Raw genomic sequence first — 16,982 nt, 5'->3', positions numbered from 1 at the left:
CTAGAAATAGTAGCCTTTGAAGCTAGGTTTTGTTGCAAATATTTAAGATTGGATTTTTGATATATTAAATGTGAAAAACCATTTTTATGTCTATCTATTATTATTTATTTTTTTCATAAAAAAATAAAATACAGACAAGAAAACAATAAATGTAACAATACTAATCAATTCATTACGAGATAAGTTTGAAAGGAAAAATAGAATTACAACAATAGCCGCAATAGGCACTAGCAAGCCTCCGGGGATTTTAAATGATTTGAGATTTTTAACTGACGCTTCCTTCTTACTTCTCAGTTTTATCACAGCAATTGCTACTCCAAGATAAATAAGTAAAATTGAAGCGCTTGATAAAATCGCCAATTGCTTAAATCCGCCTAAAGAAGCAAATAAAAAACACAGACCAACGTACATAATGATTGCTAAATATGGAGTAGCATATTTTTTATGTACCCGGGATGCAAGATTGACCGGTATCACATTATCCTTTGCAGCCCGATAAAGCATTCTAGGCATACTCAATATTTCACTGCTCAAATTTCCGAACATGGACACAACTGCTCCGATAGTTATCAAAGTGAAACCAATTGGGCCAAAAATATTGCTTGCCACCTCTCCTAATGGATTTTCTTTGAATTCGGCTAATGTTTCACCTAACACTCCCTGTGCAACAGTTTGGATTAGAATATATAATAATAAAACAACCAGAATGCTTATCAGTATGGCTCGCGGAATAGTTTTATTGGGGTTCCTTACTTCACCACTTACCGAAAGCCCCGATTCTGCACCTTGGAATGCAAAAAAAAGTATTAAGGATACTTCTCCGACATCCATTACCGTTGGTGTGAATTCCCAAGCAAGATTTACAAGGTCTACTTTGGTCCATGCTAAACAAATTAAAACCAATAATGGAGCTATTTTTGCAATGGTAATGAGCTTAACCAATCGTATTCCTTCTTTAACACCAATAATATTAATATAACCTAAACCCGAAAAAAGCAAAAGAAAAAAAAATACTTTAATAATGCTTCCCTTAAAAAAAGGATTAATTGAACCTAATATATCTATAATTGTATTGGCCACTGCAGCATCTGCAGATATAGTAGCGACAAGAAAAAGTACTGCAGCTATAAAACCAAAATACTTACCAAAAGCTCCTTCAATATAAGCATACGCCCCACCTGTATCGGTTATTTTACTCCCTATTTCTGCAAAACAAAGCATCACCAAAGAAATCAACAATCCACAAAAAAGATAGGCCAATATACTTGCAGAACCCAATCCTGCTGCTACAATGGCAGGTAAAACAAATATCCCGGCACCAATCATAATATTGATAAGATTAGCACTAAGACCCCAGGTCCCTATATTTCTTTTTAACTCCTCTTCTTTCTCGTTCATTGTATAAATTTGAATGGTATTGCAGCTTTGTAATTTACCTCTAGATCTGTCAGAGATATACATTAGAAATTAAAACATGATAAATTGTAACACCTATTTTGAGCATTTAAGAAAATATGTGCTTTATTAACTTCAGCCCTCCTATTTCAAAATCGGCTTTACAGAAAACGAATAATTATAAGCCTTAGGTTGAATCGTATATTCATCATGTACCCGGCTCCCCCAAGAATTATCTCCTCCTACACCCATTTGCATCAGATCCACATTCCATTGAACCGTTTCACCAATTTTAATATCAGCCCCGTGTTTCTTGGTTACCGGAACCAATCCGGAAGCTGAGACTCCAGCATCTTCACTATTAAAGTCTATTTCTTTCATGGTAAATGGCCAAACACTAGAATTTAACAACTCATTACTTTTTAAATTTAGAGTCAATTCATTTGAAGAAACTTCCATCCATCGAACTTCCGTCTTATTACCAGTTTCTTGAGGTCTCATATACCTATGGAATTGCCCCTCGATTTCCCCTTTAAACATACCTGTTTTAACGCCTGTTTTCCTATCCCAATAACTTTCCGCAGGGCCTTTTCCATACCATGAAATACTCGTGAAATCTGTTGGCAATGTTAAATACATACCCAATCTTGGAATTACGGGAAGATTTTTTTGGTTTGGTTTAAAATGATAATTAATATTCAAACTCCCATCATTCATTATTTTATAGTCAACTTCAACATTGGCAATATCATTTGGCAGAGAATAGGTGACGCTATATAAAGTGCCATTTTCCACTTGGTACGGTTCCATCACCAATTTGCTTGAGTAGTTATATGTAGCATCCTGCCATACTTTGGCCCATTTATCCATTCCGTTCCCTAAATCATTATCCGTTGGGGGTCTCCAAAAATTAGGACGTATAGGTTGCTCCGTAATTCTTTTCCCCATAAAGGTCCATGAAATAATCTCTCCGGAATTAGAATTGATGATAAGGTCAACATTATCGTTTTTTATTTCAATGGAATCGCCAGAACTAATAATAGTAAGGGGTAATCCCGTTTTCTTTTGTGGGGTAACAAAATCTCCTTTTTGAAGCACAAATTGATCCCACGCCACTTCGTGTCCTACGGGAATTATAGAGGATCCATCTTTCTGAACAAGACTCACTTCCAATATGTATTCATTTCCAGAATTAAAACTGTTCGGAAAGTTTTCTATATGGATTTTTCGGGACAGCTGCGGACCCAAATCCAATATTTTCACTGACTGATGAAATACCTCGCTTCCATCTTTTAAGATTTTAAGTTCTAACTCTTTATCCGAAAAATCAGCAAAGAAATTTTTATTCTCAATTTCAATATTTCCCTTCCCTAAATAATTAAACTGAACTGGTTCATAGACCTTTTTTACCTCAGACAGGTGTGGATGAGGATTCCGGAATGGATCCACTAATCCATTGTTTAAAAAATTTCCGTCTGTTGGCAAGTCGGGATGATAGTCATGACCATATGCAAAATATGCCTTACCATCCTCATCTTTGTATTCCAAACTCTGATCTACCCAATCCCATATAAAACCACCTTGTAGGTTGGGATATTTTTCGATAATATCCCAATAATCCTGTAAGTTCCCAACTGAATTCCCCATGGCGTGGGCATATTCGATCATTATTGACGGTTTGTCCGAATCTGATTTTCCATGTTCTATAAGGTATTCGGGTTTTGGGTACATTGGGCAATACAAATCTGTATATTCCTCTTTTCCTGCGGGCTCATATTGCACTATTCTATTATCATCATGTGCTTTAAGCCATTTGTAAGTTGTTCTAAAAATTTCACCTTCACCAGCTTCATTACCCAATGACCAAGAATATATTGACGGATGGTTCCTATCGCGATAATACATCCGTTCGGTACGCATCATATGTGCAGGCAACCAACTCATTTCATTACCAATCTGAGTTTCCTCATCAATGGCCAACGGATGGCTTTCGATATTTGCTTCATCAACCACATATAAACCAAAAGTGTCGCAAAGATCTAACCAATAAGGGTCGTTAGGATAATGGGAACTGCGAACGGCATTTATGTTATTTTGTTTCATTAACATAATATCCTTTTCCATAGATGCCTTTGAAACAACATGACCAGTTAATGGGTCTGTCTCGTGCCTGTCCACACCCCTAATATATATGGCCTTTCCGTTGATAAGGATTTGACTATTCTTTATTTCTACCCTTTTAAAACCAATATTTCGTTTTATGAATTGACTATTTTTATGATTGCTCGGGTCTTCCATGGAAATGACCAATTGGTACAAATTTGGGATTTCAGCCGACCATTGTTTTACATTATTTATGATTTTTTCAGTAGAAAAAGCAACTTTGGATGCTGGAGAAATTTCGATTGACTCCTTTGTTTTATAAATTGATTTGTCTCCATCTATTAGTTCTACTGTTATAGATCTATTCACTGTGTTGCCAGAATTGTTTTGCATAAAAACAGTATCCTTAAATACCCCATTCATATATGAGTCATCTAAATTGGTGTATGCGTAATAATCTGAGACAAATACTTTAGGTCTGCTATACAGATAAACGTCTCTTTCTATACCACTCATCCGCAACATATCTTGACTTTCTAAATAACTGGCGTCGCTCCATCTAAATAATTGCAGGGCAATCAGGTTTTTTCCAACAGATAGGTTTTTTGTAATATTGAATTCTGCTGGTGTCTTACTACCTTGGGAATAACCCACATATTTGCCATTGACATATACATACATGGCAGATTTCGCTCCAGCAAAATGTAAGATGATGTCCTCTGACAGAAATTCATTGTCAAGCCAAATTTCCTTGCGATAAGTACCTACAGGGTTATAATCTGTGGGAGCATTGGGCCATTGCGTATCAAACGGATAGCGTTCATCTAAATAAATAGGATGGTCATAACCTTCCACTTCCCAGTTAGCAGGAACTGCTATAGTGTCCCAAATACTATCATCAAAACCTACGTTTTGAAACGTAGTGGGTCTTTGTTTGGGATCTTTGACAAAATTGAATTTCCAATCGCCATTTAAATTCAAAAAGCGCCTTGAATTTTCTTTATCTAGGTTTTCCTTAGTTTCTAGACCAAAAAAAGTAGCTCTCGGGGACAATTTGTTTTCCTCAAAAATCTGATGATTATAATGGTTTACTTGCTCAGCAACGGATGACAATGGTTTTTGTTGACAGCTAAAAAGGGCAAACGCCAAAGCAAAAGGTAGTAGTTGTAGTTTCATCAGTATTATTATTTCTAAAAATTAATAGGTAATCATAAAATCTTCAGCAAAAATTTTCTTTAGATAAAAAATAAGCTCCTCTGCATTTTCCTTAGTAAAGACCAACGGGGGTTTAATTTTAAGGACATTATGATCTGGTCCATCGGTACTCATCAATATGCCATGGTGCTTCATTCTGTTTGCCAAATAATCCGCTTGTGGGCCAAGGGGCTTCTTTTCTGAATCTACCAGCTCAAACCCCAAGAAAAGTCCCTGCCCTCTCACATCGCCAATTATATGAAATTCAGTAGCCAATTTTTTTAGTTCTGCTTTTAGATATTCACCAATCTCCAATGCATGTTCTTGAAGTCTCTCCTTTTTTATCGTTCGCAATACTTCTGTACCAATTGCACATGAAACAGGATTACCACCAAACGTGTTGAAATATTCCATGCCATTGGCAAATTTTTCAGCTACTTCTGGGGTGCAGGCAACCGCTGCCAATGGATGACCGTTACCCAAAGGTTTTCCTATCGTGACTATATCGGGAATTACCTTGTGCAATTGAAAGCCCCAAAAAGTCTTCCCCATTCGACCACAACCTACTTGGACCTCATCTGATATACAGAGTCCGCCCGCTTCCCTTACATATTGATAAGACCTTGCCAAGAAGCCATCCGGCAACTCTACTTGGCCGCCACAACTAATTATAGGTTCAATAATAAATGCACCAACACCACGACCTTTTTCATGGATAACACCTATTTGAGTTTGAACTTCATCAGCATACAATTCACCCGTATTCTCACCTCTATGTTTACCTCGATAAGCATCTGGAAGCGGAAAAATATGGGTGTGTTCTGGAGCGCCTATTCCACCCTTTCCATCAAATTTATACGAGCTTATATCAATACACATATTTGAATTACCGTGATAACCCACTTCAGAAGCTATAATGTCGCGTTCTCCTGTAGCAGCTTTTACCATTCTGATTGCCAACTCATTGGCCTCACTGCCAGAATTTACAAAATGGAGCACACTTAATTCTGGTGGTAAGGTCTCCAACAACTCTTTGGCCAGTTCGTTAATATTTTCGTGGAGATAACGGGAATTGGTGTTGATCAAAGCCATCTGTTCCTGACCTGCCTTTACTACTTCTGAATGCTCGTGACCCACATGGGCAACATTGTTCATCGTATCCAAATACTTTCTTCCAAACTGGTCAATTAAGTACTGACCCGATCCGCGGACCATTTTAATGGGCACCTTGTACTGCAGGCTTAAGCTTTTTCCTAAATGATGTTTCCGATATGAAATAAGTTCTTCATTAGAAATTTCACTATGCAATTGATATTTTTCGTTTTTAAATATCAACATTGGATTTGGACAGATTCCTTGCCAAACTTCCTTTTGATTAAAATAGGCGACTCCAGGAAAATCAGTCTTGTAGTCAAGAACCGATAACATTACCTGGAAATGGAGATGGGACACCCAATTACCATTTTCGGTAGATTCACCTAAATCACCAATATGACTACCTATTTTTAAATGACTCCCTACCTTATGCTTTGCTACACTATGCTTGGATAAGTGACCATATAAAGTATAAAAAACCAAATCCTTTTCACTATGTTTCAAGATCACCAAACCTCCATAATCTTTAGGACTATTATCAAATACTGCTGCAACTACTTCCCCTTCCAAAATTGCATGGACTGGCGTATTTGCTGACAACCAAAAATCCATTCCTAAATGTATGGTTCTGCTTTCCCTACCTTGATTCCCGATTTTTTCATAAATGGAAGAGGTGTAAAATGACCTTGGTTCCAAATATCCGCCAGCCAATATTTTTTCAGGGTGTTGCTTATGAATTTTGTCTAATTTAAATTGAAAAAGTGCCAAATCATTAAAATCACTTTCGTGCCCAAGCCATTTACTGGACACGCTAAGGTCAATGTTATGAACTTGATTTTTCTGAATTGTTGGAAATAGTTGGGAAAGACTAAGGTTATTCTCGCTTGCCCATATATTAAATTTCTCCTCCATAGGGTGGCTATTAAAGCCACAGGCTACTCTAAAACTAAAATACGCAAGTTCGGCACTTTGCTGGCGCCATTTCTTCAACAGTTCCCAAGCAGGTGCCTCACTGACCAATAAATATTCATTGTCCGGCTCCGCGATTTTATTAATAGCCGATTTAGTCACGGAAATCACCAAACGCATGGCAATGGAAATATATAAATGTTCTAGTTCCTTCGGAGTTAAAGCAAAATTTTCATGATACCCCTTTACAATTGGGAGGGCAGCCTGTAGAGGGTCATTGTGGTGCATAATGGCATATGCGCAAGCAATGGCAAGATCATTGATGATTTGGGTATAGACAGAGTCCCCATAATCTATAGCAGAAACCATTTTTGGAGCTACTAAATCCATTGAAACAATGACATTATTATCATTCGCATCATTATGAACTACTGCCTTTCTTAATTGGGAATAAGTAGGTTTCGCCTGTCTAAATATGGTTTGAAAATAAGAAATAATTTCTTTTTCCTCACCTTTAAATAAATGTATATGCTCCTCGGTCCAAGCCCCTTGAGCCACATCCCATACAAAATCTCGATGTGCTTCGGGGTGATCAAAACCTTGTAATGCCATGGTCAACTTACCACATTGCTCTCCTAAACTATATCGAAGGTCGTCTAATTGTGGGTTTACCCCACTCCACACCCTACCGTGAATCCAAGACAAGAGTCTAACTTTTCGAAGCTGTCCGTAATCATCGACGATTTCTGAAATGGAGTTGCCTTGAGAGTCCAATATAACTTTTGGAGAAATTAAATTTTTGGCGTTTAAAGATACATGGTGCAATATATCTTGCTGAAAATCTAGATAACTTTCCTTCTCATCAGGGCGCGATATTTTAAGGATGTAGGCGCCACCATCTTTGTCCTCAATTTTAAAATTAAAATCCAGTTCCCCGGGTAGTGCTTTGACATTTCCCTTTATTTTAAAAAGCTCCCAGGCAATTCTTGTTGCTTGTGCCGTTGTTATGTTCAACTTGCTATAGTTCATTTAATAAATCTCTTTACTTCTAATATTAGTCCTTGGTAAGCATCATTATAATATGGGCCGCACTCCAGCTAAAATTTTTAGCTTCACGGCCTTCCCCTGTAAGTGGGTGGTAATTTTCTCTTATGGCTTCACCTTCCTCCAATAAGCCCTGTGCACCCTCTATGATTCTTATGGTAGCATTGTCGGCCTCTTTGTCAAAACCATAGTTTCGTAAGCCTTTTATGCCGAAATACGCTTGATCTAACCAATTTGGTCCTCGCCAATACCCATTTAAAGGGTCGAATTTTGGGTGATCTTTGGCCATAGTCTGAAAAGGAACTTTAGTGAAGAACTTTTCGGGATCCATCATTTTATTTTTTATAGTTTCAGCTTGTTCTTGTGTAGCCACATTAGCCCAAAGTGCTATCCAACCTTCGCTTCCAGCTCCTTTCACAAAAGAGGTACCCTCTAAATTAGTGTCATAAAACCATCCATCTTTCGAATCGTAAAACTGTTTCTGAATGGCAATCTTTAAAATTTTTGCTTCATTAATGAACCTGGTAACATCTGGCTTATTCCCTAAGGCTTTAGCTAGTTCTATTAAATATAATTTCTCAGCATATAAATAAGCATTTAAATCGATGCTTTCCTGATTCAATGAATAGGCTTCTTCTCCATTTTTTAAAATCTGGGAATTATCAAACCGAATAGCATTATCCATTCCGCTTTCCCATTTTGCAGCCAAAACTGAGCCATCTGTAGAACCATATTCACATAATCCATCTTGGTCATGATCACGCTTATTGTACCACCACAAATGATATTTTTTAAGTTTCGGATACATTTCTTTTATAAAATCTAAATCTGCATTTTTTTCAAAAATTTTCGCAACGGCCCACGCAGAAAGCGGAGGCTTTGTATCTCGGTAATTAAAGGGTTCTATGGTAGTGTCTCTATAAATACAGTCAACAACAAAACCATCCTCATTTTGATAATCATACATTGCTCGCACTTGATCTTTGGCTAAAGTTGTATTATATTGAGACAGGCCTACAGCATGTTTCCAAGAGTCCCATGACCAAAAACCATGGAACCATTCATAATGATAGCTAGGAAACAAACCTTGATGTTTTAGTTCCCCTGCGGCTATGCGCCAATTGTTTTGTAGCGTAAGGTGGGCCTTAGCCAATACTTTAGCGTATTTATCATCCCTGAATTGTGGTTTTCTATTTTCAATTAATGCTTTTAGTTGGTGGTTCTTTTCTTGTTTTCGAGCATTCAAAACAGAATCAAAATTGATATTAGAAATGACTTGTTGTTCCTTTTTCCATGAATATTCAGGAAAAATAAATGTTTGTGAAATTGTAATTTCTTTGGAATTCTTGGATGGCAAAACCAAAGTCTGATATTTTATTTCATAAGACAAACTATCTTTTACAAAAATATCATTGGGCTCATTGAGCAATTGCACATAGCCTATAGCATCACTTTTAGACGATTCTAGTTTAATCGACCCATTCTCTTTAGAAACATGAATTCCTGAATTGTATAAATTTCCTGAAAAACTAGAATTGAGCGTAAGATCTTTATCTGAGTTGTTGGTAATCGTAATACGTTGCATGGCGGTATGCCCAGAAGTAAAAACCAAATACTGTTTAATACTTAGTTTATCGTTTTTAAAGGTCTGCTCAAGATGACTAGCAAAACTTTTTTGATGTACCAAATCGTTTTCCCAATTCATGATATTAGTTTCATCCGAGCTATAGGAAAGTTTTAGCTGCATTAAATTAGGACTAATCCACACCCCGTTTTCTTGGGTCATCAAAAAGGGTCCCGAAAAACCACCGTAGGTCGTCAGAGAATCAGGTAAGCCATAGGAAAACCATGCTCCTTGATCAGAAAACATCAACATATCCCTATCTGTTTTAGCTTGCGGCGCTCCCTTGAAATTTAAACTATTACTGGAAAATGCGAGGTAATCTGTATCAATCGATTTTTCTATTTTCTTTACCTCATTTTGCTTACAGCAAATTAATGAAAAAACTAAAATAACCGTAAATATGCTTTTCTTGTCCATCATGTTAAAGATTTAATCCCCATAGAAATCTTAATTGAAGAAATCTATTTTAGATATAATTTTAAAAAATAGCGGAAGTTGCAATCTGTTGAAAAACGGAGTTGCTTTTATGTGGACGAGTGCAATGTACAAAAAAAATCGATTTTAATTCTAGAGGACAAAAAATTCAAAAAAATAACTTATTAATGATTAATTCTCTAGATTTTTGAAGAACTAATGATTCGCTACATTTACATAGCGTTGTAAATTATCACCAAACTATTTTGGAAATTAATTCTGTTTTAAAGGAAATACAAAACAAAAACCATTTTGTCTTCAAAAAACTCTTTGATGAATTTTATGAAGATTTGGTTAGATATGCGCATGGCTATCTTTTTGATAGAAGTCGAAGCGAAGATATGGTGCAAGATGTTTTTATCACCTTATGGGAAAAAGCAGATTCTATTGAAATTAACACTTCCTTAAAAGGATATCTTTACGCCATGGTTCGAAATAGGAGCCTAAATCTTTTAAAATCTATAAAAATAACAGACAATTCACATGTTTTAGAGCTACATGCGATGCTTGACAATGACTACAACTTTGAAAATCTTTTCGAAGTGGATAAAACAACAATCTACAATCAGGTCTTGAAAATTATCAATTCCTTACCTGAGAAAATGCAAGTAATCGTTAAACTAAAATACCTTGAAAATTATAAATATGCTGAGATTGCAGAAGAACTTGATGTTTCTGTGAATACAGTAAAAACTCAATTAAAACGGGCAAAAATAAAGATTGGTCAACTTCTCAATACCGTACTCATTCTTATATTAATATACTAATAAAGGTAGGTACATATTACTTTATTCATTTTTAAATAACACTTTATTTACATTTTCTTCATTTTATTGTCACCCATTTCAATTATATCGTTGTCATAGTTATAAGTTAAACATAACTATGGAGTTCAAACTCATTGTAAAGAAACTGAACAATACACTTACCAAAGAGGAAGAACTCCTCTTTGAAGAATGGTTTTCAGAATCGGATAGCCACCGAGCATATTTTGCCCAAGTAGAGAAAAACTATCTGGAATTTCCTGATGCTGTGGATTCTAAAAAAGGGTGGGAAGAAATTTCGGCGAAAACGAACTCAAAACCTCAATCTAATAAAAACAACGGAAACGGACCAAACTACTGGAAATATGCAGCAGCCGTTGCCGCCATCTTTATTCTAGGTGCATTACCTTTTTTTATTAAAGAAAAGCAACAGGTTCAAAACACACCTATACTTGTAGAAAAAGACGCAATTAAAATAGGAACCGATAAGGCGACATTGACTCTTGAAGATGGTTCTAATGTCATTCTGGGTAAGGGCGAACACTTTAATGCTAATAACCTTTCAAGTAATGGAGAAGAACTAGTTTATAAGACTGGTACAAAACTTGACGAAAATACTATAGCCTACAATGTTCTTACTATTCCAAGAGGAGGGCAATTTTTTATCACCCTTGCCGATGGCACAAAAGTTTGGTTGAATTCTGAAACGCAACTTCGCTATCCAGTTTCATTTACTTCCAAAGTGCCAAGAAAAGTGGAACTCGTTTATGGAGAAGCCTATTTTGAGGTGTCCCCTAGTACAGAACATGATGATAGCCATTTCTTGGTCTCTACCCACGAACAGGAAATAGACGTTCTGGGAACAGAATTCAATATTAAGGCATATAAAGAAGATGCCTTTATTGCTACCACTTTAGTTGAAGGTAGAGTATTGATTAAAAGCGGCTCGAATTCTGAAAACTTATCACCAGGGCAACAGTCACAGATGAATTTAGAAACCCAACAAATCAATGTTGCTCAAGTCGATGTTTACAACGCAATTTCATGGAAAAGTGGATTCTTCAGTTTTAAGGACAAATCCCTAAACGAAATCATGCTGGTACTTTCGCGCTGGTACGATATAGAGGTGCTAATCGAAAACACTAAAGTTAATAATCTAAAATTTAACGGCGTATTCAATAAAAAACAAAACTTAGAGGAGATACTTTTAATTATAGAAAATACTAATGAAGCAAAATTTGAAACAGTAGGTAAAAAAATTATAGTGAAGTAACATTAAAAAAAGGGAATGGAGTTTAGATGTGGACAATTTAAAGCTCCATCCCCGAGCATTATTAATTAATTAAATATTTAACTAACTAACACAGCCAAATTTATGAAAACTAAATTTATTGGGAGCCCTATTCTATATAGGAAAAAACTTTTGATTACTATTATGAGAACATTTATCTTCTTATGCTGCTTTGCAACCTTTGGTTTTACCCCTGAAACAGGTTTCTCACAGAACACCACTATTAAGATTAAATCAGATGCCAATCTCTCGGTAGTAGAAATTTTTGATTTAATTCAGCAACAAACAGATCACGCTTTTATTTATCGATCCGATTTATTTGTAAATGCTCCTAAAGTACAGGTAAAGAAAGGGAATATCAACGCTAGTGATTTATTGAACAAAAGCTTGTCGTTTGGTGATATTGAATATACATTTTCTAGAGAAGGAGCCATTTTGTTGAATAAAAAACCAGTCAATGCGATAGCGAAATCAGAAAAGGTACAACAAGTGGTTACCGGTTTAATTTCAGATAAGGACGGCAATCCCCTTCCCGGAGCATCCATAACGCTTAAGTCGGACGAGACTGTAGGAGTACAGTCTGATTTCGATGGTAACTATTCTATTGAAGTCCTTAATTCAGAAAGCGTTTTGATTTTCAGATATTTAGGTTTTGTAACCAAAGAAGTCATTGTTGGAAATAAAACTTCTTTAGATGTCGTTCTCGAAGAAGATGCCATGGGCTTGGAAGAAGTTATTTTGGTCGGCTACGGTACACAAAGACAGACCGAGGTAACTGCAGCTATATCATCTGTTGATGTTGCTGAAATTCAAAAAATTCCTACAGCAGATGTTGGTACATCTTTGCAAGGGCAAGTAGCCGGACTTAATGTTTCTACAGCAACCGGCGCTCCTGGTAGCGACCCAGTTATTAGGGTAAGAGGATTAGGTACGATTGGTAATAACAATCCACTTTTCGTGATTGATGGAATACCTGGAGAGTTGTCCTATCTAAATCCTGCAGACATAGAGAATATAAGTATTCTACGTGATGCCTCCGCAGCAACAATTTATGGTTCAAGGGCTTCAAACGGAGTAGTCATTGTAACAACAAAAAGAGGAAAAACGGGCGAACCCAGAGTAACCTTGAATTCATATATCAGCACTCAGTCCGTTAAACAAAACGTGAATGTTGCAAATAGGGCACAGCATGATCAAATAAAACTTGAATCATATACAAATGCTGGTGAAGTGCCCGCTCCTTATTTAACAAGTGGAGGACAATTCGCAGATTCGGATTGGGTGGGAGCCTATCTTCAAAGTGCCTATGAACAAAAACATGATATTGGTATTACAGGCGGAACCGAAAAAATGAAATACAGCTTTTCGACCGGGTATTTTGATAATAGCGGAACAGTAATCAATACAGGTTTTGATCGTTTGAGTACACGTTTTAATATGGACTTCAGTCTTTTAAATGACCGTCTTAAAATTGCCCCAGGAATAAGTTATACAAGGGAGAACACAAAAGGAATTTTTGAACCTATCGGTGGTGGAAATGCAAGTTTTTCTCCATTTTTGGATATTTATCAGCAATTGCCGCATAAAGAAATATTTGATTCAAATTCGCTAAACGGATTTGCGACTCCCGAACCAGGTCTTGGTTCTGGTAATCCCATTGGTTTGACCAAATTAGAGAGGCGCACAAATCAAGATGACTATATGCAGTTCAATGTAGCGGCGACATTACAAATTGTTGACGGATTGAGTTATCAATTTCAGTACGGAGCCAATATAGAGAATACACACTTCTCCAATTTTATACCTACTTACAATTTTGGTCCGCAATCAGTAAATGATAAGCCGTCATTGTCAGAATCTAGGTCAAGAACAACGAACTGGACTATGAACAACACCTTGAATTACAACAAATCTTTTGGATCTCATGATTTAGATGTCCTTTTAGGAATTTCTAGAGAAAAGAGCGAGTTCAGATCTTCAGGGGGTTCAAATAACGAATTAGCCTCTGACCAATTGTTGGCTTTGAGCGCAGGTATCGGTGATGAATCGTCGTTCGGACTTAACTCTACAAACACCTTACAATCTTATTTTGGGCGATTGAGCTATGACTATGACAACAAGTATTATATGCAAACTAGTGTTCGGCGCGATGGTTCTTCACGTTTTGGACAAGACAACAAATATGGTACATTTTATTCCGTTTCTTTAGGGTGGGCTGTTCATAATGAAGATTTCTTTGAATCGGATCTAATCAGTATGTTAAAGCCCCGATTCAGTTATGGTACCTTGGGTAACCAACTAATAGGCGAACATTTGTTCTTGGCACGAATTGGATCAGGAGGTCAGCAGCTGAACTATCCTTTTGGTGAAGGCTCTAGCCAACCAATCGTAGTGGGCGCAATTAGTAATTCATTACCTACGCCTGATATTAAATGGGAGGAAACAGCAACTACGAATTTTGGCTTGGATGTTGGGTTTTTGCAAAACCGAATCAAGGCCTCATTCGATTATTTTACGTCTAAAACAACAGATATGTTAGTTCGCGTACCTATTCCTTCAACATCAGGAATTACCGAATTCCCATTGACAAATGGCGGTAATCTTGAAAACAAAGGTTGGGAATTATCGACAACCTATAACAGCAATCCTGACAGAGATTTTACTTTCGGTATTACAGCGAATATCAGTGGTTCGAGTAACGAGGTAACCAAGCTAGGTGTGGCTGATGAATCTTTTACCGATGGCTTTATCGAGTTTAACAATTTCCCAACAACCCGTACTGAAGTTGGTGGTGAAATAGGCCGATTTTATCTTTTCAAGGCAGATGGTATATTCCAAACGCAAGGCGAAGTCGATTCACACGTTATTCAGCCCAATGCCGCTCCTGGTGATGTTCGTTTTGTAGATACAAACGGGGACGGATCCCTAGATGATGATGACAAACAATATTTAGGGAGCGGGCTACCAGATTTTGAATATGGGCTCACCTTGAACGGAGCTTATAAGAGTTTTGACTTCAGTATCTTTTTTCAAGGTACACAAGGCAATGAGATTTATAATGGTGTAAAAATGTGGTTATACAGAACAGATCGACAAAATATGTCCCCCGATTTAATTAACGCTTGGACTCCACAAAATACAGGAAGTAGTATTCCAAGAAATGTATTTGGTGACCCTAATAACAATATTCGCCCTTCGAGCTACTTTTTGGAAAATGGATCATATTTTAGGTTAAAGAACATACAAATAGGATATACTTTCCCAGAGTCTATAATAGATAAGTTACCTATCACCAAATTAAGGGCCTACGTTACCGCTAACAATTTATTTACCGTTACAGACTATTCTGGTTTTGACCCAGGTCTTGGAAACGGAGGTACATTTACAAAAGGGGTAGATAGAGGATTTTACCCATTGTCTAAATCCCTTATTTTAGGTTTAAACCTTTCACTCTAAGAAAAGATAAAGTTGAATTAAAAAATATACAATCATGAAAACAAGTAGATATATTCTAATTACACTATTGATGATAGGTTGCATAAGTTCCTGTAGTGACGATTTTATCGAAGTTGCCAACAAAGAAACATTGACCGATTCTAGTTTCTGGCAGACTGAAGATCACGCATTACAAGCTTTAACTGCTACTTATGGTGCTTTACACGGTGCTGATGGTAGTAAGTGGACCTTTTTCGAGGAAATATATGTTGCAATGGCGTACCGTGCAGACGACCAAATTAACAACACAGCAGAAACATATGGAAGAAACCTAGCTAGCTTTAGCAACACTACAGAAGATAGTGGCCCAAATAATATTTGGAAAACCAGCTATGCAGGAATATCACGTGCTAACCAAATTCTAGAGAAAGTACCTAACATAGAAGCATTATCACAAGAGACCAAGGATGTTATTGTTGCCGAGGCCAAGTTTTTAAGAGCGTATTATTATTTCTGGTTGGTGACAGGGTTTGAAAATGTGCCTTTAGTAACCACATTCGAAGTAGAATTACAAAATTTGTTTCCTGAGCAATCCGAATCGTCAGTAATCTGGTCTCAAATAGAAAAAGACCTTACCGAAGCAGAGGCTAATTTATTGACGGAACATGCCGCCGAATGGAAAGGTCGTGCTACAAAAGGTGCAGCCAAGGCATTATTGGGTAAGGTTTATTTATTTCAAGAAAAATGGCCACAAGCAGAAGTGAAATTTTCAGAAGTAGTTGCTATGGATTATGCATTATTAGATAATTATGCAGATAATTTTAACGGTAATTCTGAGAATGGACCAGAAAGTATCTTTGAAGTTCAATTTTCAGGAGACCGATCAAACGGTAACGACGAACGCCAAGTTTTCAACTTTGAAATTTCCCCATACGCATTTGGAGGTTGGGAATTGTTTTTTCCCTCAAAGTGGTTGGTCGATGAAATGAAAACCGATGTAGATGCCAATGGTGACCCTAGCGAACGTGTCTACGAAAGTATCTTCTTCGATGATCCCAAGTCCGATATGTATAGCATGGAAGCGACTGCAAAAATTCCCTATAGTGATGTCGCAGAAAATTTAAACAACCCAAACTACTTCAAAAAGTATTCTTTTAATACGGATGAGGAGTTTTATAACGGAACCAACATTACCTTGATCCGTTTTGCCGATGTATTATTAATGTATGCCGAGGCATTGAATGAGAATGGGAAAACACCTGAGGCTATTATTGAGGTAAATAAGGTCAGGGAAAGAGGTAATGCTGTTCCTTTGACAACTATGACACAGACAGAACTACGAAATCAAATAAGGCATCACGAACGCCCCGTAGAACTGGCTATGGAGTTTGGTATTCGTTGGTTCGACCTTTATAGGTGGCAACGTGGAAGTACCGCCACAGAATCTATAAAGTCAACATTAGAAGCGCATAACAAACCTTTTTCAGAGAATTTTCAAGATAAACACATCATTTTTCCAATCCCGTTACAGGAGATTAATATTAATGATAAATTACAACAAAACCCAGGTTGGTAGAACCAACAAAAAAAGAGTTAGTTTGAGTTAATTTTGAGTAGAGTACCCAACGTCAACTTTTTTGTCATTGGGTACTTT

The 16,982-nt window shown here is 36.9% G+C and carries 8 protein-coding genes; 4 read left to right on the top strand and 4 right to left on the bottom strand.

Annotated features, from left to right (window positions below; all coding sequences use genetic code 11):
- Positions 1 to 90 precede the first annotated feature (90 nt).
- The 4 genes from AAC084_RS11155 to AAC084_RS11140 form a co-directional block, all read right to left on the bottom strand.
- Positions 91 to 1,398 (bottom strand): APC family permease, encoded by a 1,308-nt coding sequence (locus AAC084_RS11155; protein WP_339840262.1) that lies wholly within the window; start codon positions 1,396 to 1,398, stop codon positions 91 to 93.
- A 141-nt stretch (positions 1,399 to 1,539) separates the two neighbouring features.
- Entirely contained in the window at positions 1,540 to 4,674 is a 3,135-nt protein-coding gene (locus tag AAC084_RS11150) for a glycoside hydrolase family 2 TIM barrel-domain containing protein (RefSeq protein ID WP_339840261.1), read from the bottom strand.
- A 21-nt stretch (positions 4,675 to 4,695) separates the two neighbouring features.
- Positions 4,696 to 7,725, bottom strand: coding sequence for an aminotransferase class III-fold pyridoxal phosphate-dependent enzyme (locus AAC084_RS11145; protein WP_339840260.1), 3,030 nt, complete (start codon positions 7,723 to 7,725; stop codon positions 4,696 to 4,698).
- A gap of 25 nt (positions 7,726 to 7,750) precedes the next feature.
- Positions 7,751 to 9,784: a trehalase family glycosidase gene (locus tag AAC084_RS11140; RefSeq protein ID WP_339840259.1), complete on the bottom strand. Its 2,034-nt coding sequence runs from the start codon at positions 9,782 to 9,784 to the stop codon at positions 7,751 to 7,753.
- A 260-nt stretch (positions 9,785 to 10,044) separates the two neighbouring features.
- Between AAC084_RS11140 and AAC084_RS11135 the strand changes: the two genes are divergently transcribed.
- From AAC084_RS11135 to AAC084_RS11120, 4 genes are all read left to right on the top strand, one after another.
- Positions 10,045 to 10,605, top strand: a complete 561-nt coding sequence (locus tag AAC084_RS11135) for an RNA polymerase sigma-70 factor (protein ID WP_339840258.1) — start codon at positions 10,045 to 10,047, stop codon at positions 10,603 to 10,605.
- Positions 10,606 to 10,723: 118 nt separating this feature from the next.
- Positions 10,724 to 11,875 carry a FecR domain-containing protein gene (locus tag AAC084_RS11130; RefSeq protein WP_339840257.1) on the top strand — a complete coding sequence of 384 codons (1,152 nt, stop codon included), beginning with the start codon at positions 10,724 to 10,726 and terminating at the stop codon, positions 11,873 to 11,875.
- Positions 11,876 to 11,977: 102 nt separating this feature from the next.
- On the top strand, positions 11,978 to 15,349 hold the full coding sequence (locus AAC084_RS11125; protein WP_339840256.1) for a TonB-dependent receptor: 3,372 nt from the start codon (positions 11,978 to 11,980) through the stop codon (positions 15,347 to 15,349).
- Positions 15,350 to 15,383: 34 nt separating this feature from the next.
- Complete coding sequence (locus AAC084_RS11120) at positions 15,384 to 16,904, top strand: RagB/SusD family nutrient uptake outer membrane protein (protein WP_339840255.1); 1,521 nt, start codon at positions 15,384 to 15,386, stop codon at positions 16,902 to 16,904.
- The last annotated feature ends 78 nt before the right edge of the window (positions 16,905 to 16,982 follow it).

Source organism: uncultured Maribacter sp., from assembly GCF_963977385.1.
Lineage (GTDB): Bacteria > Bacteroidota > Bacteroidia > Flavobacteriales > Flavobacteriaceae > Maribacter.
Note: the sequence above shows the minus strand (reverse complement) of the source record. Positions and strands in the feature narration are given on the sequence as shown.

Bases quoted from the DNA above. Each gene is read 5' to 3' on its own strand.
- AAC084_RS11120 (WP_339840255.1), top strand. From the start codon at position 15,384: ATGAAAACAAGTAGATATATTCTAATTACACTATTGATGATAGGTTGC.
- AAC084_RS11150 (WP_339840261.1), bottom strand. From the start codon at position 4,674: ATGAAACTACAACTACTACCTTTTGCTTTGGCGTTTGCCCTTTTTAGC.
- AAC084_RS11145 (WP_339840260.1), bottom strand. From the start codon at position 7,725: ATGAACTATAGCAAGTTGAACATAACAACGGCACAAGCAACAAGAATT.
- AAC084_RS11125 (WP_339840256.1), top strand. From the start codon at position 11,978: ATGAAAACTAAATTTATTGGGAGCCCTATTCTATATAGGAAAAAACTT.
- AAC084_RS11130 (WP_339840257.1), top strand. From the start codon at position 10,724: ATGGAGTTCAAACTCATTGTAAAGAAACTGAACAATACACTTACCAAA.
- AAC084_RS11140 (WP_339840259.1), bottom strand. From the start codon at position 9,784: ATGATGGACAAGAAAAGCATATTTACGGTTATTTTAGTTTTTTCATTA.
- AAC084_RS11155 (WP_339840262.1), bottom strand. From the start codon at position 1,398: ATGAACGAGAAAGAAGAGGAGTTAAAAAGAAATATAGGGACCTGGGGT.